Annotated in this window: 9 protein-coding genes and 1 tRNA gene; 9 read left to right on the top strand and 1 reads right to left on the bottom strand. The window is 67.7% G+C overall.

The features are described 5' to 3' along the window. Positions 1-146 precede the first annotated feature (146 nt). From AC1AYN_RS00495 to AC1AYN_RS00520, 6 genes are all read left to right on the top strand, one after another. A complete protein-coding gene (locus AC1AYN_RS00495; protein ID WP_476531424.1) occupies positions 147-4,826 on the top strand; it encodes a carboxypeptidase regulatory-like domain-containing protein in 4,680 nt (1,559 codons plus the stop codon). 102 nt (positions 4,827-4,928) lie between these two features. Further along, positions 4,929-8,336 carry a rhamnogalacturonan lyase family protein gene (locus AC1AYN_RS00500; protein WP_476531425.1) on the top strand — a complete coding sequence of 1,136 codons (3,408 nt, stop codon included), beginning with the start codon at positions 4,929-4,931 and terminating at the stop codon, positions 8,334-8,336. Positions 8,337-8,438: 102 nt separating this feature from the next. Next, complete coding sequence (locus tag AC1AYN_RS00505) at positions 8,439-10,121, top strand: InlB B-repeat-containing protein (protein ID WP_476531427.1); 1,683 nt, start codon at positions 8,439-8,441, stop codon at positions 10,119-10,121. A 30-nt stretch (positions 10,122-10,151) separates the two neighbouring features. Beyond that, on the top strand, positions 10,152-15,107 hold the full coding sequence (locus tag AC1AYN_RS00510; RefSeq protein ID WP_476531429.1) for an Ig-like domain-containing protein: 4,956 nt from the start codon (positions 10,152-10,154) through the stop codon (positions 15,105-15,107). A 79-nt stretch (positions 15,108-15,186) separates the two neighbouring features. Then, positions 15,187-15,567, top strand: a complete 381-nt coding sequence (locus AC1AYN_RS00515; RefSeq protein ID WP_476502512.1) for a glycerophosphodiester phosphodiesterase — start codon at positions 15,187-15,189, stop codon at positions 15,565-15,567. Between the two features lie 161 nt (positions 15,568-15,728). Beyond that, entirely contained in the window at positions 15,729-16,448 is a 720-nt protein-coding gene (locus AC1AYN_RS00520) for a hypothetical protein (RefSeq protein WP_476502511.1), read from the top strand. A 126-nt stretch (positions 16,449-16,574) separates the two neighbouring features. Here AC1AYN_RS00520 and AC1AYN_RS00525 read toward each other — a convergent pair whose 3' ends face one another. Next, entirely contained in the window at positions 16,575-16,997 is a 423-nt protein-coding gene (locus AC1AYN_RS00525; RefSeq protein WP_476502510.1) for a glycerophosphodiester phosphodiesterase, read from the bottom strand. A gap of 373 nt (positions 16,998-17,370) precedes the next feature. Here AC1AYN_RS00525 and AC1AYN_RS00530 point away from each other — a divergent pair. From AC1AYN_RS00530 to prfA, 3 genes are all read left to right on the top strand, one after another. Next, a tRNA-Ile gene (locus AC1AYN_RS00530) sits at positions 17,371-17,444 on the top strand. A gap of 148 nt (positions 17,445-17,592) precedes the next feature. Next, positions 17,593-17,805 carry a 50S ribosomal protein L31 gene (gene rpmE, locus AC1AYN_RS00535; RefSeq protein ID WP_151917191.1) on the top strand — a complete coding sequence of 71 codons (213 nt, stop codon included), beginning with the start codon at positions 17,593-17,595 and terminating at the stop codon, positions 17,803-17,805. Positions 17,806-17,943: 138 nt separating this feature from the next. Beyond that, entirely contained in the window at positions 17,944-19,032 is a 1,089-nt protein-coding gene (gene prfA / locus AC1AYN_RS00540; protein ID WP_476531431.1) for a peptide chain release factor 1, read from the top strand. Positions 19,033-19,034: the final 2 nt, after the last annotated feature.

Raw genomic sequence — 19,034 nt, forward strand, 5'->3', positions numbered from 1 at the left:
ATTTCCGTGTTATGGTAATCGAAAGCAAATTTTATGGAAAGTTTGCAGAAGATATGCAAGAGCATGGCAGCTCTTGTGGAAACGGCCGGAATCCGCATGGCGACGACGTCATCGCGCACGGTCCATCTCCAGATGAAAGGAAACGCATGGGTGCCTTGAGAACATGGGGCGCACGCGCGGCGGCCATATCGGCCACGGCCGCGATGGTCGCCGCGTTCATGCCCGCCACCTCGGCCATGGCGGCCGACGCCTCGGCGACATTCTCCGGTTACACCGACAAGACGGCGCTGAAGGCCGCCGGACGCGACGTCGTCAAGACCAAGAGCCTGGCCGTCGCCGACGACTCCGCCCCCGCCGCGAGCGGCACCACGTACTACGTCGACTCCGCGGGCGGCGACGACGCCGCGGCCGGCACCAGCGAGGCGACCGCGTGGAAGACGTTCGCGAACGTGAACGCCAAGGAGTTCCAGCCCGGCGACCGCATCCTGCTCAAGGCGGGAAGCACGTGGGCCGCCGAAGGCGACGCCGTGGCCAAGGAGGCCTACGACTACACCACGTGGAAGAACGGCGTCGGCACCGACGTGGACGGCCAGGCCCCGACCGCCCTGCTCGCGCCCAAGGGCTCCGGCACCGCCGAGCAGCCGATCGTGCTGTCCAGCTACGGCGACGGCGACGCGGAGGCGGACGCCGCCCCGAAGCTCGAAGGCCGCGGCGTCGTCAACGACGTGCTGCAGCTGACCAACCAGCAGCACTGGGACATCTCCAACCTCGACATCTCCAACTTCACCGACGGCTTCGACCCTTCCAAGTTCACCAAGGACGACGAGCCGAAGGCCGGCGACCTGAGGGGCGTGCACATCCAGGGCGAGAACGCGGGCACCCTCGCCGGCTACGACATCCACGGCCTGTACGTGCATGACGTGTCCGGCCAGAAGTGGGCCATCGGCGGATGGGGCCTCGACCGTTCCAAGCGCACCGGCGGCATCATGTTCGAAGGCCTCAAGGGCGACGCGAAGACCGCCTCCACGTTCACCGACGTGACCGTGCGCGACAACGTGATCGCCAACACCTCGTTCGGCAACCTCGTGTTCAAGCAGTTCTCCGGCATGGGCACCGACAAGTACAAGGACCACGCCCCCGGCTGGGGCGACCGAGCGGTCGGCAAGGCCGCCGTGAACGGCACCGTCACCGAGGACCCGGACTGGGCGCCGCACACCGGCGTCACCATCTCCGGCAACTACATGACCAACCGCGACACGCAGTTCGGCTGGGACTCCATGTACCTGACGTCCGTCAAAGGCGCGACCGTCGAGAACAACGTGGTCGACGGCGCCGGCGTCTCCGGCATCGAGATGTACTACGCGGCCGACATCGTCGTGCAGAACAACGAGGTCGCCGAACTCGCCGCCCGCCCGAACGCCGCCGACTCCAACGGCATCGACCCGGACCGCGGCACCTCCGACATCATCATCCAGGGCAACTACGTGCACGACTCCGGCGAAGGCATCCTGCTGTGCGGCTTCGGCTTCGGCACCTCGGTCGTGCGCTACAACATCATCCAGGACGTCGAACGCTACTACGTGAACGGCCATGGCTCCACCGGCGTGAACGCCATCACCAACAACCTGATGGTCAACACGATCGAACCGTGGAGCAAGTCCAACGGCAACGTCGGCTTCTTCGGCTCCTCCGGCTCCAGCTACTTCAACAAGAAGAACCTCCACTACGTGTTCAACAACACGTTCGTCAACCTCAACGCCAAGGACACGAAGGGCGTCACCTTCTCCGACTCCAAGACCGGCGTGACCTTCTCCAACAACGCCTACTGGGGCGAGCACATGACCCCGGCCGCCACCGACCAGGCCGCCGTAACCGCCGACCCGAAGATCGGCAACCCGGCCGACGGCCTCGACGGCGCGAAGCCCGGCGAAGGCTCGCCGCTCATCGGCGCCGGCAAGACCGTCGACCTCGACGCGATCATGCCCGGATTCGACGCCGCCGGCGCCGACGGCGTGAACGACGACGCAATCGGCGTCGACTTCTTCGGCAACCCGATCGCCGTGCCGCCCGCCATCGGCGCGGCCGGCGCACAGGTCGCCGCCGACTCCGGCACCGTGACCGGCGTCGTGAGAACCGCGGACGGCGCGCCGGTCGAAGGCGCGACCGTCACCGCCGACGGCGACGCCGGCGCGGCCGTCTCCACCGACGAGGCCGGCGCGTACACGCTGAGCCTCAAGGCCGGCGACCACACGCTCATCGCCGCCGCCCCCGGCTACAAGGACTCCGCCGCCGCGACCGTCACCGTCGCCGAGGGACAGGTCGCCACCGTCGACCTCGCGCTCGGCGAGGCCACCGCCACCACCGGCACCATCGCCGGCACGACCAAGGTGAACGGCACCGCCGTCGGCGGCATCACCGTGACGCTCACCGACAAGGACGGCAAGCAGGTCGCCTCCACGACCTCCGTCCTCGGTTCCGTCGACGCCGACCGCGCCGGCGCGTACGCCTTCGACGTCGCGCCCGGCGCCGGCTACACCGTCACCGCCTCCCGCAAGAACTACGCGACCCGCGTCACACGCGACGTGACCGTGAAGCTCGCGCAGACCACCACCGTCGACTTCGATCTCGTCAAGACCGCCGACGACGCCACGCTCGGCTCGCTCACCGCCACCTCCGCCTACGGCGACCTCACGTTCGCCCGATCCGAGGACGGCACGCTCACGGCGAACGTCGGCCCGTACACGGACAAGGCGACGCTCACCGCCAAGGCGAACAGCGCCGGCGCGAAGGCCTCCATCAACGGCGGCGACGCGGCGGCCACCGCCGTGGCCGACGTCGCGCTCGCCGTCGGACCGAACAACGTCACGATCGACGTCACGTCGAAGAGCGGCAGGAAGGCGACCGTCACGGCCGTCATCACCCGCGACGACCCGCAGCAGACGGCCGCATTGAAGTCGCTCGCCGTGGACGGCTTCGAACTCACGCCCACCTTCGACTACACGCGCGTCGGCACCGACAACCCGTACGCCGTCGCCGTGCCCGCCTCCGCGACCCACGTCACGCTCGCCTTCACGCGCGGCTGGGACAAGCAGACCGTGCTCGTCAACGGCGCCAAGACGACCGGCGACACCGCCGACGTGGCGCTCGCGGACGGCGAGACCACCATCGACGTGAACGTCGACGAGTTCGCCGGCGGCGTCGAGGACTACATCATCAAGGTCACGCGCTCCGGCTCCGGCGAAGTCGCGCCGAACCCGCCGACCACCGACCTGAACCCGCTGCTCTCCACTGACTTCACGCAGCAGACCGACCCGGAGAACCTCGGATTCACCGGCAACGCCGCCGTGACGGACGGCACGCTGACCGTCGGCACGGACCTCGCCGCCGGCAAGGCCGTCAAGGCCACGCTGCCGATCGCCGTGCGCGCCCAGAAGACGGCCGAAGCCCGGTTCACCTGGAAGGCCGACGCCACCGCCAAATCCGGCATCGAACTGCGCGACGCCTACGGGCGTCTCCTGTTCGCCATCGCCGCCGGCAACGACGGGTCCAAGCGGACCGTGAGGTACGCGACCGCCGCGCCGCGCGACATCGAATGGACCGCCTCCACCGTCGGCGCCAAGCAGTTCCGGAACGGCGAGCCCACGTGGACCGCCACCGAAGCCGACGCCACCGCCGTCTGGCAGGTCAGGGTGCGCGCCGACTTCGCGAACGGCAAGGTGACGTACTCGATCACGCCGCTCGCGGGCGGCGACCCGATCGCCTCCGGCGAGACGGCCACGCGCGCCACGTCGATGGCCGCCCTGTTCGCCGTCAACTACGAGGGCACCGCCGTCCACACGATCGACGACGTGCTGTTCGCCGGCGCGACGAAGGCCGCCGACCTCGACCTGCCGCTCAGCGGCAGGACCGCCTACGCGTTCGGCGACTCGATCATCGCCGGACACAAGTACCCGGACGCGAGCTTCGCCACCTTCGCCGGCGACGAGGAGGGCGTGACCGTCCACCGCTACGCGCAGAACGGCGCGACCGTCATCAAGGGCGCGGCCATGTGGTCCACCCGCTACCTCGCCACGCAGATCGACAAGGCTCCGGCCGAATCCCCGGACATGGTGATCTTCGACGGCGGCACCAACGACATCGCGTCCATCGCCAAGGACGGGACGAAGTGGACCACCGCCATGTACGAGGAGCAGCTGGGCGGCGTCATCGACCAGATGAAGACCAAGTGGCCGGACGCGAAGATCGTGTTCGTCCAGGTCGCCAAGCTCAACGGCCGCGACTCCGCCCTGCAGGACGAGGTCCACGCGATCCAGGACAAGGTGTGCGCCGCCAAGGGCGTGACCGTGGCCGACGTGTACGACGCCTTCGAGGTGACCGACGCCAACCAGGACCAGTACTCGTTCACCGCGCTCGGCTCCACCGGCCTGCCGCAGACCAGCGGCTCGACCTCCGGCACGCACCCGAACTTCCCGGCCGTCGAGCGGTACTACGTGCCCGTCGTCCGCGCCGCCATGCGCGCCGCGTTCGCCGGCGACGCCCCGGTCACGCCGGATCCCGATCCGGACCCGACGCCCGATCCGGACCCGGACCAGCCGGGCACCGACCAGCCGGGCCGGCCGGGCGACGGCGACGGACAGCAGAACGGCGACGGCGACCAGAACGGCCAGAACGTCGCGACTGGGAAAGACACGCAGCAGACGCGGCACGCCGGTTCCGGCGGTCTCGTCGCCACCGGCTCGCCGGTCGCCGCCATCGCGATCATCGCGGCGGCCATACTGATCGCCGGAATCACGGTGCTCGCCCTCGGCCACCGCAGGCGCGACTGAGGCCATCCGCTCCCGCCGTCGCGGCATCGTCGCGCGCCGGCGGGACGGAACCCGCAACCGTCACAACAACCAACCACCGAACATCCGAAGGATGGTCATGCAATGAGGAACAACACCATCGGCAAGGACGCCGGGCGCAAAACGCCATGGCTCAAGCGCGCCGTCGCCGCGTTCGTCGGCGCCGCGACGCTCGGCACCGTCGCGCTCACCGGCGTCCCCGCCGCATACGCCTACGACGGCTCGCTCGACACGGCAGACAACGGCACGTCGTGGGCCGCCGAGAAGTACGCGGACCGCGCGCTCACCGTCGTGCCCACCGACCAGGGCGTGCTCGCCACGTGGCGCCTCTACGCGAACGACGCGGACGGCACCACGTTCACGCTCAAGCGCAACGGCGCAATCGTGTACACCGGCACCACCACCAACTACACCGACAAGGACGGCAAACCCGGCGACACCTACACGCTGAGCGCCTCCGCCGGCCAATACGGCGAGGAGACCGCCACCGCCTGGGCCTCGAAGTCACTCACCCTGAAGCTTGACCCGCCGGCCGATCAGAAGATGCCCGCCGGCCAGACCACCGGCGTCGACCAGATCGCCACGTACACCGCCAACGACATGAGTCCCGCCGACCTCGACGGCGACGGCGTACTCGACCTCGTCGTCAAATGGGATCCGAGCAACTGGCAGGACAACTACTACGCGGGCTTCACCGGCACCACGTTCCTCGACGGCTACACCTTCGACCGTTCCACCGGTGCCACCAAGCGCCTGTGGCGCATCAACCTGGGCGTGAACATCCGCTCCGGCGCGCACTACACGCAGTTCCAGGTGTGGGACTACGACGGCGACGGCAAGGCCGAGGTGCTCGTCAAGACCGCCGACGGCACGTCCACCTACAAGGACGAGGCGGGCAAGCTCGTCGAGACCGGGCACGTGGGCGCCGCCAGCGCCGAGGACCTGCCCACCGACACGGTCAGCGGCTCCGCCAAACACGACTACCGCATGACCGGCAAGGCGTCCGACCCGAAGGACAAGAAGAACGGCAAGATCAACTCCGGCCCGGAGTACCTCACCGCCTTCGCCGGCGACGACGGCCACATCATCGACACCACCGACTTCGAACCGAGCCGCGACGATGGCCTGTGGCACTGGGGCCCCTCCGACGCGAACATCGTCGACCGCTTCCTCGCCGGCACCGCCTATCTGGACGGCGAGAACGGCAAGCCGTACGCCGTGTTCTCGCGCGGCTACTACTTCCGCACCGAGATCGCCACATACTCGCTCCAAGGCGGCAAGCTCAAGCTCAACTGGCACTTCCGCGCCAACAAGGACACCTCGTCCGGCAAGGATCCGAGCTGGGTGGAGAACCCCGACTTCGCGCAGCAGGGCTTCCACAACCTGTCCATCAACGACGTGGACGGCGACGGCAAGGACGACATCGTCTTCGGCTCCATGACCGTCAAAAGCGACGGCACCGGCCTGGCCAGCTCCAAGCTCGGCCACGGCGACGCCCAGCACATCGGCGACTGGAACGACGACGGCGTGCTCGACACGTGGAACGTGCACGAGGGCAAGCGCGACGCGACGCTCACCAACCCGGCCACCGGCCAGGTGATGTTCCGCCAGTCCGTCAGCGGCGACAACGGCCGCGGCATGGCCGCCGACATCGACGCCCGCTACCAGGGCGCCGAACTGTGGAGCGCGATGGACGCCAACACCTACAACGCCGTCACCCCGGCCCCCGCGGACAAGACCGCCTGCACCGCCAAGAGCCCTACGCCGTGCGTCAAGAAGATCTACGACAAGACCAAGCCGGCCAGCGCCAACTTCTCTCTCCACTGGGACGGCGATCTGCTCGACGAGCTGTTCGAATACAGCGGCACGCAGGATCCGTCCATCACCACCGCGCACCAGGACCGCGTGGCCCCGCAGGTCCAGAAGTGGAACCCCGAGACCATGACCACCGACGTGATCTGGGAGGACGCGGCCGCGTCCACCAACAACGGCTCCAAGGGCAACGCGGGCCTGATCGGCGACATCATGGGCGACTGGCGCGACGAGATCATCGTGCGCGACGCCAAGAATCCGTCCGTGGTGCGCCTGTACTCGACGGACATCGCCACGCCGTACAGCATCGCCACGTCCCTCCAGTCACGCTCCTACCGCGAGGGCCTCGCCTGGCAGAACACCGCCTACAACCAGCCGGCCCATCGCCAGACCATGCTCTCCGCCGGCGTGACCGCGCCGACCGTCACCGCCACGAAGCACGGCGCCGACGCCGCCGTCACCTGGACCGCCGCCACCGACGGCCGCGTCTGGGGCGTCGGCGTGGGCGGCTACCGCGTCTACCGCGCCGTCAAGGGTTCCACCGAGTTCACGGCCGTCGCCGACGTGGCCGCCGACAAGCTCGCCTACACGGACACCGGACTCGACAAGGCCAAGGACTACACGTACCGCGTGGCCGCGCTCATCGCCGGCCAGCCCTACTATGCCAGCTTCGACACGGACACCGTCGCCTCCACCGACCCGGTCGAGCCGTCCGCCGACAAGACCAAGCTCGACGCGGCGATCGCCGCCTACTCCGACCCGGCCAACCTCAAGGAGAGCGACTACACGCCCGAAAGCTGGAAGCCGTTCGCCGCCAAGCTCGAGGAGGCGAAGGCCGTCTCCGCCGACGCGAACGCCACGCAGGAGCAGGTCGACGCCGTCCTCGCCGAACTGTTCGCCGCGAAGAAGGCCCTCGTCAAGACGGCCGTCACGCCGCCCGCGCCCGAGAACAAGGCCCCGGTCGTCACGCTCAACACGGGCGTGGACGCGGCCGTGACCCTCGACTACGGCTCCGATCTCACGCAGCCGTCCGCCGACGACGTCACCGTCACCGACGACACGGACACCGGCCTCAAGGCCGCCGTGACAATCGCCCTCGACGGCAAGGCCGTCGACAAAGTCGACACCACCGTGCCCGGCACCTACACGATCACCTACACGGCCACCGATTCCGGCAACCTCACCGGCAGCGCGACCCGCACCGTGACCGTCGGCGAGAAGCCCACGCCCGAAATCGACACCGCCAAGCTGGAACTCGCCATCGACGAGGCCAAAGCCAAGGCCGCGGCCGGCGAGACCGCCTACACGGCCGAGACGTGGAAGCCGTTCGCCACGGCGCTCGCCGAAGCCGAGAAGGTGCTCGCCGCGCCGACCGACCAAGAGGCCGTGGACGCGGCCGCCGAGGAACTCGCCGCGAGAACCGCCGCGCTCAAGGCCAAGCCGGCCATCGAACCGGCCCCGGAGCCGGGAGACGGTGACGGCACCGGCGACGGCGGCTCGGCCGGCGACGATGCCGGTGATGCCGGCGATGCCGCGGACGACGCTGCCGGCGACGGCGACGGCGACGCCGCAGCGGGCAAGCTGTCCGCCACCGGCGCGGGCGTGGCCGGACTCGCCGCCGTCGTCACGCTGATGCTGGCCGCCGCCGGCATCACCCTCACCCTACGCAGGCGCGGCTGACACCGCCCGCTCCCGCTCCCGCCGACGCGAATCGGCGGGAGCGGATCGCCCCATCTCCATTCCCGTTCCCATCCCATCAACGACGATCAAGGAAACCCCACCATGCATACCCGCAACCACTGGCGTCCCATCGCCGCGGCCGCATTGTCGCTGACGACCGCCCTCGCCTGCGCCGTCCCCGCCGCCTTCGCAGCCGACACGACTGCACCCGCTCCAGCCGCCACCGCTCCGACCGCACAGACCGCGGCGGCCGCCGACTACGACCCCGCGTATCCGGACGACCATCAGGGGGAGAACACGACCGACTATCTGATGGCGTACTTCGTGACGGCGGCCGACTACAACCTGTGGGAGGAGCAGGTCTACTTCGCGACCAGCCATGACAGCCGCGAATGGACCGACCTGCACAAGGCCACGCTGCCCGTGCTCACCTCCACCGTGGGCTGCGGCGGCATCCGGGATCCGTTCCTGCTGCGCTCGCCCGACGGCTCGAAGTTCTACATCCTCGCCACTGACCAGAACCAGGTGAACAAGGACACCGTCCCCGGGTGCGGATGGAACGTGGACGGCAGTCGGAAGATCATCATCTGGGAGTCCACCGACCTGGTGGACTGGAGCCAGCCGCGCGCCGTGGACGTCGGCTCCAAGATCCCCTCCAGCGAGAAGAAGGAGGGCATGGTCTGGGCCCCCGAAGCCGTGTGGGACGAGGAGAACCAGCAGTACTTCGTGTACTGGTCCACCAACTCCGGACCCGACGACCAGTACGGCCGCTCCGACTCGCCGAACCAGTACTACGCCACCACGAAGGACTTCGTGACCTTCTCCGATCCGGTCAAGTGGATCGACCGCCGCGGCTACACGCTCGACTCCACGATGATGAAGGCCGACGACGGCTACTGGTACCGCGTGCACAACGCCGGCATCATCGAACGCACGAAGAACCTGTACGCCACATCCTTCAAGGAGAAGACCCGCAACGCCGACGACGCCAAGGAATGGAAGTACCTCACGCAGGTGCAGTCCGCGCTCTCCGTGAACAACAAGGCCGTGGAAGGCAACGAGTTCCTCGTCACCAACAAGGACGACATCGACGAGCTCGGCTACAGGTACGCGATCGTGGCCGACCAGTTCAAGGAGGAGAAGGGCTTCGGCATCGTGAGGACCAACGACCTCGCCGCCACGACCCCGGCCGCATGGCATCGCGACGACCTCGTCGACTTCCACCAGGACCCGGCCAAGGGCGAGACCATCAAGAAGCACGGCAGCTTCCTCAACATCACCAGCGAGGAGTACGACCGCATCCACGCCGCCTTCGACGGCGACAAGTGGCCGGTCACATTCGACTCCGCCGGCGGCTCCGCCGTGGCGATGGAGACGTTCGGCAAGGGGGAGAAGGTCACCAGGCCCGCCGATCCGACCCGCGAGGGCTACACGTTCAAGGGATGGACGCTCGACGCCGCCGGCACGCAGGCCTTCGACTTCGACCAGGCCATCGAGAACCCGACCGGCCCGATTCACCTCGTCGCCCAATGGGAGAAGAGCGAGCAGCCGGTCGAACCGACGCCCGACCAGGACCCGGCTCCGAATCCGGAACCGACGCCCGATCCGGACAAGCCCGGCACGACCGACGGCGACAAGCCCGGCGCGACCGATCAAGCCGGGAACGCCGACGCCAAGCATCCGCGGGCACTGTCCCGCACCGGTGCCGACGTGACCGGAATCACGACAGTCGCCATGCTGACGGCTCTCGCCGGTATCGCTCTCACCCTGCGCAAACGCTGCTGACCGCCGGTCATGGAAAGAAGGGAACAATCGATGGGAATCAGGAACAGGGCAATCGCGTTCGGCGTCGCCGCGGCGATGGCCGGAACGCTGTTCGCCGGCGTGCCGGCCGCGACCGCCGCCGAAACGCCGGCACCGTCGGAAACGCCGGCATCGTCCGGAACGGCGTCGCCCGCGGCAGGAACCGCGGACGCGACCGGACGTACCGTCGACTTCGACGCCGGCTGGAAGTTCGTCACAGGCAATCCGTCCGGCGCGCAGAACGCCGATTTCGACGATTCCGGCTGGCGGAACGTCGATCTGCCGCACGACTGGCGCATCTATGAGGACTTCACCGGGGTCGGCTCGTCGAAGGCGGCCGCGAAGGCCGCGCGCGGCTACCTGCCGTACGGCACGGTCTGGTACCGCAAGACCTTCAGCCTCACCGACGCGATGAAGGGGCGGCGCATCGTCATCAACTTCGACGGCGTGCAGTCGAGCTCCACGCTGTACGTCAACGGCAAGGCCGTCGGCGTCAAATCCACCGACGGGTACACGCAGCTCGTCGGCTACGGCCCGTTCAGCGAGGACATCAGCGACTATCTGGACCAGGACGGCGCGAACGTCGTCGCCGTCAAGGCGGTCGTCAACGAGCCCACCTCACGCTGGTACGAGGGCGGCGGCATCTACCGCGACGTGACGCTCAGCGTCACCGACGACGTGCACGTCGGCCTCTACGGCACCGACATCACGACGCCGATCCCCACCGCCGCGACGTACGGCGACGGCGACATCACCAACGATTTCAGCTACGACAAGGACACGGTCCTCGCCTATATCGCCGGCGGCAAGGCGCGACTCGACATCGCCACCGACGTGGACAACGACGGCGGCGAGGACGCCGAGGCCACCGTGACGACGACGATCCTCGACGGCGGCACGCCCGTCGCATCCGTCACCGCCGACCCGGTCACCGTGAAGGCCGGCACGAGCGCCACCGTCAAACAGGCCGCCGACATCGCGAACCCGAAACTGTGGAGCACCGACGCGCCGAACCTGTACACGGCGAAGACCATCGTCGCCGTCGGAGGCAGGACCGTCGACGAGACCGAGACGACGGTGGGCGTGCGCTACCTGACGTTCACCGCGAACGACGGCTTCTCCCTCAACGGCCGGTACATGAAGATCAAAGGCATGTGCCTGCACTCCGACCTGGGCGCGCTCGGCATGGCGTTCAACGAACGCGCCGCCGCACGCCAGCTCGAGATCCTCAAGGCGGCGGGCGTCAACGCGATCCGCACCGCGCACAACCCGGCCGCGCGCAAGTTCATCGAACTCGCGAACCGCATGGGCATGATGGTGCTCGAGGAGGTCGGCGAGGAATGGACCGGCCCGAAGATGGGCGGCAAGGGCCTCGGCACCGCCGCGCAGAAGACCGTGACCGGCGACGGCGAATGGGCGGGGAGGATCTGGCTCGAGAAGGAGCTCAAGACCATGGTGGACCGTGACAAGAACGATCCGGCCGTGATCATGTGGTCCATCGGCAACGAGATCACCGCCTCCCAGCTTGGCGAGGTCGCCTCCGCCACCGGCCAGTACAAGGACCTTGACGAGCACCTCAACACATGGGTCAAGGAGGTCGATGCCACGCGCCCCACCACGATGAACAACTACCGTGAGATGGGCGCCGCGCAGACCGTGCTCGACAACGTGGACGTGGCCGGCTACAGCTACCTCGGCGGCCGCGTGATGAGCGAATGGCACAAGGCGCACCCCGACTGGATCAACCTCGCCTCCGAATCCGGCTCCCACCTGGAGTCGCGCGGCAAGTACTACGACCTCGACGACCCGATCATGGGCGACATCAAGTCCGTGCGAGACGACTCCGCGCTGCAGCTGTCCGCCTACGACGCCTACCAGAACGGCAAGGAGGTGGACCTCACCTGGAACCAGGAGCTGACCGCCGACTACTCGCTCGGCGAGTTCAACTGGACCGGATTCGACTACATCGGCGAGCCCACCCCGTACGCCGGCGACTCCGGTACGAACGCGAAAGGCGAGACCATCGCCTCGAAATCCTCGTACTTCGGCATCGTCGACACCGCCGGCCTGCCCAAGGATTCGTACTACCTGTACAAGAGCTTGTGGACCGACCGCGCCACCGATCCGATGGTGCATCTCGTGCCCTCCAGCTGGAACTGGAAGAAGGGGCAGAAGATCGACGTGCAGGCGTACTCCAACGCCAAAAGCGTCGAACTGTTCCTCAACGGCAAGTCGCTCGGCGTGCGCAACTTCGACGAACAGACCACCCGGCTCGGTCTCATCTACCGCACCGCCGCCGACCGCAACACGATCGATGTGGACGACAGCAAGGACCGCAACGATTTCTACCTCACGTGGGACGACGTCGCCTACGAGCCCGGCGAGCTCAAGGCCGTCGCCTACGCGGGGAATGACGCCACGGGCGGCGTGATCGCCGAGGACACGCTCAAGACCGCCGGCAAGGCCGCCGCGTTGAAGCTCACCCCGGACCGCCGCCTCATCGACAACTCCGGATATTCGGGCGACGACCTGTCGTTCATCACCGTCGAAGCCACCGACCTCGACGGCACGCCCGTGCCCGACGCCGACGACACCGTCACCTTCGACGTGAGGAACGGCTATATCGCCGGCGTCGACAACGGCGACGGCGCCAGCCTCGAGAAATGGCAGACCGCCACCGGCGACTACACGACCAGCCATCGCAGCCTGTTCTCCGGCAAGGCGATGCTCATCGTCCGTTCCGACGGCAGCGGCAAGCCGATCGAGGTGAACGCGCAGTCGGACGGCCTCGCCGACGGCACCACCACCGTACGCACCGTGAAGGGCGACGCGAATACCGTCGTCGAAGTGCTCGGCGAACGCCGCGCCACCGACGTCGGCGTCGATCCGGGCGCGAAACTGCCCACCACCGTCACCGCCGTATACGGCGATGGCCATACCGCCCAGCTGCCGGTCACCTGGAACGCAATCGCACCCGCCGACTACGCGAAGACGGGCGTCGTGACCGTGGAAGGCATGGTCGACGGCACCACGATCAAGGCGACACTCACCCTCTCCGTCGGCGACGTCAAACCGGGCGAACCGTCGACGCTCGCCGGCCTCACGGCAGGCCTCGATGGTCTGAAGGCCGACGGTTCCGGCGCATACACGCTCAAGGACGGCGACGACGCCCGCATCACCGTCACCGCGACCGGCAAGAACGGCGAGAAGATCGGCTTCGGCGTGGACTACACCTATGCATGCGACGACGAGACCGTCGTCGACGTGAAGGCGGACGGGGCGAGCGGGACCCTGACCGCGATCGGCAAGGGCACGGCCACCGTCACCGTGACCGGCTCCTATCGTGGGAAGACCGCGACCACCGTCATCACCGTGAACGTCGTCGATTCCGGCCGCGACGTCACCGCCGTCGAACCGGTGAGGACGACGGTCATGGTCGGCGCGGCCAAGGTCACGCTGCCGGACTCGGTCAAGGTGACGTATGCGACCGGACCGGAAGGCACGCGCGCCGTCAGGTGGGATCCGGCCGCCGTGGCCGGACTCGACCTGACGCGCGTCGGCGTCGCCAAGGTGACCGGCGCGGTGGACGGCACGCCGTTGCCCGCCGAGGCCGTCGTGACCGTGCGCGACGTGGCAGCCGTCGAGAACATCGCCGTCGCCACGCCGGTCGGCGCCGTGCCGACGCTGCCCGAAACCGCCGTCGTCTACTACACGGATGGCACGGACGCCGAACAACCGGTCGCCTGGAATCCGATCGACCCCGCATCCGTCGCGAAGCTCGGCTTCGCCGACGCCACCGGCGCCGTCTCCTTCGAGGAGGACGGCGTGACGGTGACGCGCAAGGTGAGGGCGCGCATCCGCGCCGGCGAGGAGAAGACCGGCGAGAACCGCATCCTCTACCAGACCAACGCGTTCCCGCAGGTGAGCTCCACGCCCGCCTCGCCGGCCGAATCGGTGGGGCAGGTCAACGACGGCATCGTCAGCTTCAAACGCAGCAGCGGCAAGAACCGCTGGACCACGTACAAGCTGGACGACGGCGCGACCCCCAAGGACGCGAAGCTGGACTTCATCCTCGGACTCGCCAACGAGACCGCGTACGACTTCAACAGGCTGCGCGTGTACTGGTACAAGTCCGGCATCGACGGCCCCGCAGACACGATCGCCATCAAGTACAGGAACGCCGCCGGCGACATGGTGCCCGTCGCGAACCAGCAGGCCACGGCCGTCGACTACGACACCGAAGGTCGCGGGCAGGTCGTCGACTACACGTTCGACAACGTGAACACCTCGCGCTTCGAACTCGACATGCACAAGGACTCCGGCGCGATCGCCATCACCGAGATCGAGGCGTATGAACGTGATGTGGCCGCCGGCACCTCGACGGCGCTCACCGGGCTCAAGGTCGGGGGAGCGGCGCTCGACGGATTCTCCGCCGACAAGACCGACTACACGGTCAAGATCGAAGGAACGGCGATGGACGGGACCGTGGCGGACGGGACCGTGGCGGACGGGGATTATCCGGCCGTCGAACCCGAGTACGACGAGGCCGCCAACCCCGGCGTCACCGTCGTGCCCGCCTCGACGACCTATCCGACCGCGCGCGTCGTCGTGCGCAGCGAGGACCGGGAGAGTTCCGCCACGTACACGGTCGTGTTCGTCGGGGATGGACAGCCGGACCCGGAGCCGACACCCGACCCGGACAAGCCGGGCAGCGGAGGCAGCGGCGGTTCCGGCGACAACGGGAGCGTCGGCGACAACGGGAGCGTCGGCGACAACGGTGGTTCCGGTGACTCCGGCGGCGCAGGCGGCAAGACCGAGGCCTCCGGCAAGACGGACGCCTCTGGCAAGACCGGCGGTCTGAGCGCCACCGGTTCGGCGGTCGCGATAGCCGTGCTGACGGCGGCCGTATGCGGCGCGGCCGGCGCGGCGCTGACGGCCGGATGCCGGCGCAGGGGACGCCGCAGCTGAGGAATCCGGTCCATGGCCGCCGAATCATGGCGGCCATGGACCTGTCAAGACCATGGACCCGTCAATCAAGGAGGACATCATGTCATTGCCCGTTCCGCCGCGAGACTGCGGCTATGACCACGACCACGCCGTCGCACTGGCGCGCCGCGCAGGCGTGACCGACGCCGAGTTCGCCGAAGCCGCCGATTACGCGCGGCGACTCGACGCGCACCGGGCGTGGGGACTGCCGTTCAACGGCTACTGCAACGCCGCCGGATACGGCTACGTGCAGGAACCGACGTTCGCCGTGGCCCAGGACGGGTGGAACGCCTACGCGGCGTTCGCCGGCCTCTCCCGCGGCGCGCAGACCGCCGTCGTCTACGAGAGCCTCACCGACGCGCACGACGTCGACCATGAGTCCGCCCGCCAGTTCCTCAAACACGAACGTGGCATCATCATCCACGCCAACCAGCCGTACTGACCGGCGGCGGCGATGCGGACGCCGGGCCGCTCGTCCACCGGGTTTTCCACCGTCCCGCACCGCGGGGCGGCCGGGGTTGCCCGGGCCGTGACGCGGGCCTTATGGTGGGCCGCACATGGAGGGCGACGGCGCCTTCCGCAGGACCCTGAAGGGGGAGGACCATGACGATGTGCGATGTAGTGACGGTGGACGGGTGCGAGCGCGGCGATCCGGGATTCTCGACGATTCCGACCGACAAGGTGGTGTCCCTGTTCCGGGAGAACGACCTGGTGACGTACGGGGACGCGCGACGCGAGTTCTTCATCCAGCTGAATCTGAACCCGTTCCGTACGCGTTCGCGCTCCTTCCACGAGCATGTGGAGGACGCGTTCGCCCAATGGTTCGCGTTCGACTACCATCTCGACGTCTCCGGGCTGACGCCGTTCGTCGTGGCCGCCGCGCGCGAAAGCGAGGACGGCGGCGACGTGAAGGAGCGCGGTTACCAGGACCTGTGCGAGACGGCGGTCTCGAACTTCGCCTCGTGGTTCTGGGTGCACGCCGCCAACGCCGCCGACGGCGTCGTGACGGTGGAGGACCTGGCGCGCGGCGGCATGATCGAGATCCATGACCGTGCGGCGGCCGGCCGGTTCGACGGCGCGGCCGGCGGTTCGATCATCGGGCGCGTCGCCCAGGTGCGCGGCGTGTGGCGCATGCCGTGGACGCCGTTGTATGAGGCGCATACGCCGAACGACGACACGTTCCGCGTGCATGTGGCGGCCTCGCTACATGAGTGGGAGCCGGGGTACGTCGACTACGCGCGCATGCTGTTCGGCCGGGACCGTCGACTCAAGATCGATTGGGAGGAGATGGCGCGTGCGGGCGCGCCGCGGGTGCGTCGTTAGCCGGCGGATGCCGGTGCTGGCTCGCCGGAACGCACAGGGCCGTGGGGCGGACGACGTCCGGCCCACGGCCCTTCGGTGTTGTCTGTGCGGACGCCCCGTTGCGTCGCATCGGTGAAGCGGTGCGGATCAGTACTTGTTGGCGCCGGTGCCGACGAAGTTCACCTTGAAGCCGCGCTGGTAGTGCAGGAACATGCTGGCACCGTAGCGGTCGACCGGACGGTGGGTGAACAGCATGCGGATCGCGAACGCGGTCTGCACATCCTCCGGCAGCGCGAGGAACGCCTTGTGGGCGTCCCAGTAGGGCTCACGCACGATGGCGGCATCCGGCACGTAGGCGTAGCCGTAGCCGTCGTCGTTCACGTAGCCCATGAACGGCAGGTCCCACGCGTTGTAGCGGGTGAGCTTGGCCTTGTACTCCTCGACCTCGGCGATGGCCTCGTCGCTGACGCCGAACGACTTGGCGACCTTGTTGGCCTCGGCGGTCTTCTCCTCCGGGGTCTTGTCGAACATGTCGAAGTTGACGGTGATTTCCTTGGCTTGCTCTGCCATGTCTGCTCCCTTCCACCGTGAATCGAACAATATTGATGTTCGATTCAGTGGTGAGAAAATGTACGGTTTTACTGTAACGTTTGTCTGTTGTTGGGGATGCCCTTGCGAACATCTGCGATATAGGTTAGCACGTTGTGAGCGCTAAACATATTGAAAATGCGTGATTTTTGACCTTGTTAACGCGAGCTTTACCTGAGTGCGCGGTATTGTGCGGCTCCTTCGCTTTGTGTGCGAATGACTACGTAATCTATCATCTACAATGGTAGATTTTTCATTGAAACGAACATTGATGTTCGTTTTGGCTGGGTGCTCCGGCGTGTTGCGCGACGGTGCGCCGCGCGCCGTCCTCGCCGCCGGTACAATCGTGTGGGTCGCCCCCGTAGCTCAGTCGGTTAGAGCAGCACCCTTATAAGGTGTTTGTCCTGGGTTCAAGTCCCAGCGGGGGCACTGTCCGTTCGTCGGCCCCCTCGTCAGAGGGGACCGGGCTCAGCGTGTCCTGGGTGTCGGCGGTGGGGACTATCATCCACTAGGTTCCGGTTCACGCCAGCCATAGGGGCATGGCGACCCGGGTCACCTGAATTCCTTAGGAGACATCATGAAGCAGGGTATCCATCCCGATTACCATGCCGTCGAGGTCCTGTGCTCGTGCGGCAACACCTTCGTCACCCGTTCCACCTACAAGGGCGACCACATGACGGTCGACGTGTGCTCGAAGTGCCACCCCTTCTACACCGGCAAGCAGAAGATCCTCGACACCGGTGGCCGCGTCGCCCGCTTCGAGCGTCGCTACGGCAAGAAGACCAAGTAGCATACTTGACGCCAGTCCCGCGAGACGGGTCGGCGCGCTTCGGCGTACCGTCCCGTCGTCCATCGCAGGACTGGCGTTTTTGTATGCCCGCGCACCGCGAAACCGAACACCATACCAATCCCAAGGAAGACAGCGACCATGGCAGACGAACAGTTCCCCGCGGCGGCGACCGCGCTGGAGGAATACCAGAACATCGAACAGGAGATGGCCAGCCCCGAGGTGGTGACGAACCCGGACAAGATGCGCAAGCTGGGCCGTCGTCACGCCGAACTCGGCGCGATCGTCTCCGCATACAAGACCTACCTCTCCCTGCGCGATGACCTCGAGGCCGCCCGCGAGATGGCCGGCGAGGACCCCGACTTCGCGGCCGAGGCGAAGCGGCTCGAAGCCGAGCTGCCCGCCGCCGAGGAGAAGCTCCGCACCGCGCTCATCCCGCGCGACCCGGACGACGCGCGCGACGTGATCATGGAGATCAAGGCCGGCACCGGCGGCGAGGAGGCCGCGCTGTTCGCCGGCGACCTGCTGCGCATGTACACCCGATACGCGGAGAAGCGCGGCTGGACCGTCACCATCCAGTCGGAGAACGGCACCGAGCTCGGCGGCGTCAAGGACGTGCAGGTCGCGATCCGCGCCAAGGGCACGCCTGCTCCGGAGGAGGGCGTGTGGGCGTCCCTCAAGTACGAGGGCGGCGTGCACCGCGTGCAGCGCATCCCCGTCACCGAATCGCAGGGCCGCATCCAGACGTCCGCGGCCGGCGTGCTCGTCTTCCCGGAGGCCGACGAGGACGACGACGAGATCGAGATCGATCCGAAGGACCTCAAGGTCGACATCTTCATGAGCTCCGGCCCCGGCGGCCAGTCCGTGAACACCACGTACTCCGCGGTGCGCATGACCCACCTGCCCACCGGCATCACCGTGAACATGCAGGACGAGAAGTCGCAGATCCAGAACCGCGCCGCCGCGCTGCGCGTGCTCAAGAGCCGCCTGCTCGCCATGAAGCACGAGCAGGAGGCCGCTGAGGCCGCCGACATGCGTCACTCTCAGGTGCGTTCCCTCGATCGTTCCGAGCGCATCCGCACGTACAACTTCCCGGAGAACCGCATCGTCGACCATCGCACCAACTACAAGGCGTACAACCTCGACGCCGTGCTCGACGGCGACCTGCAGGCCGTGATCGACTCCGACATCCAGGCCGACGAGGCCGAGCGTCTCGCCAACCAGAAGTGATG

The organism is Bifidobacterium sp. LH_413 (assembly GCF_056357015.1).

What these genes read in the sequence shown, in the direction of transcription:
- AC1AYN_RS00505 (WP_476531427.1), top strand. Translation starts at nt 8,439, where the DNA reads ATGCATACCCGCAACCACTGGCGTCCCATCGCCGCGGCCGCATTGTCG.
- AC1AYN_RS00495 (WP_476531424.1), top strand. Translation starts at nt 147, where the DNA reads ATGGGTGCCTTGAGAACATGGGGCGCACGCGCGGCGGCCATATCGGCC.
- AC1AYN_RS00520 (WP_476502511.1), top strand. Translation starts at nt 15,729, where the DNA reads ATGACGATGTGCGATGTAGTGACGGTGGACGGGTGCGAGCGCGGCGAT.
- rpmE (WP_151917191.1), top strand. Translation starts at nt 17,593, where the DNA reads ATGAAGCAGGGTATCCATCCCGATTACCATGCCGTCGAGGTCCTGTGC.
- AC1AYN_RS00510 (WP_476531429.1), top strand. Translation starts at nt 10,152, where the DNA reads ATGGGAATCAGGAACAGGGCAATCGCGTTCGGCGTCGCCGCGGCGATG.
- prfA (WP_476531431.1), top strand. Translation starts at nt 17,944, where the DNA reads ATGGCAGACGAACAGTTCCCCGCGGCGGCGACCGCGCTGGAGGAATAC.
- AC1AYN_RS00525 (WP_476502510.1), bottom strand. Translation starts at nt 16,997, where the DNA reads ATGGCAGAGCAAGCCAAGGAAATCACCGTCAACTTCGACATGTTCGAC.
- AC1AYN_RS00515 (WP_476502512.1), top strand. Translation starts at nt 15,187, where the DNA reads ATGTCATTGCCCGTTCCGCCGCGAGACTGCGGCTATGACCACGACCAC.
- AC1AYN_RS00500 (WP_476531425.1), top strand. Translation starts at nt 4,929, where the DNA reads ATGAGGAACAACACCATCGGCAAGGACGCCGGGCGCAAAACGCCATGG.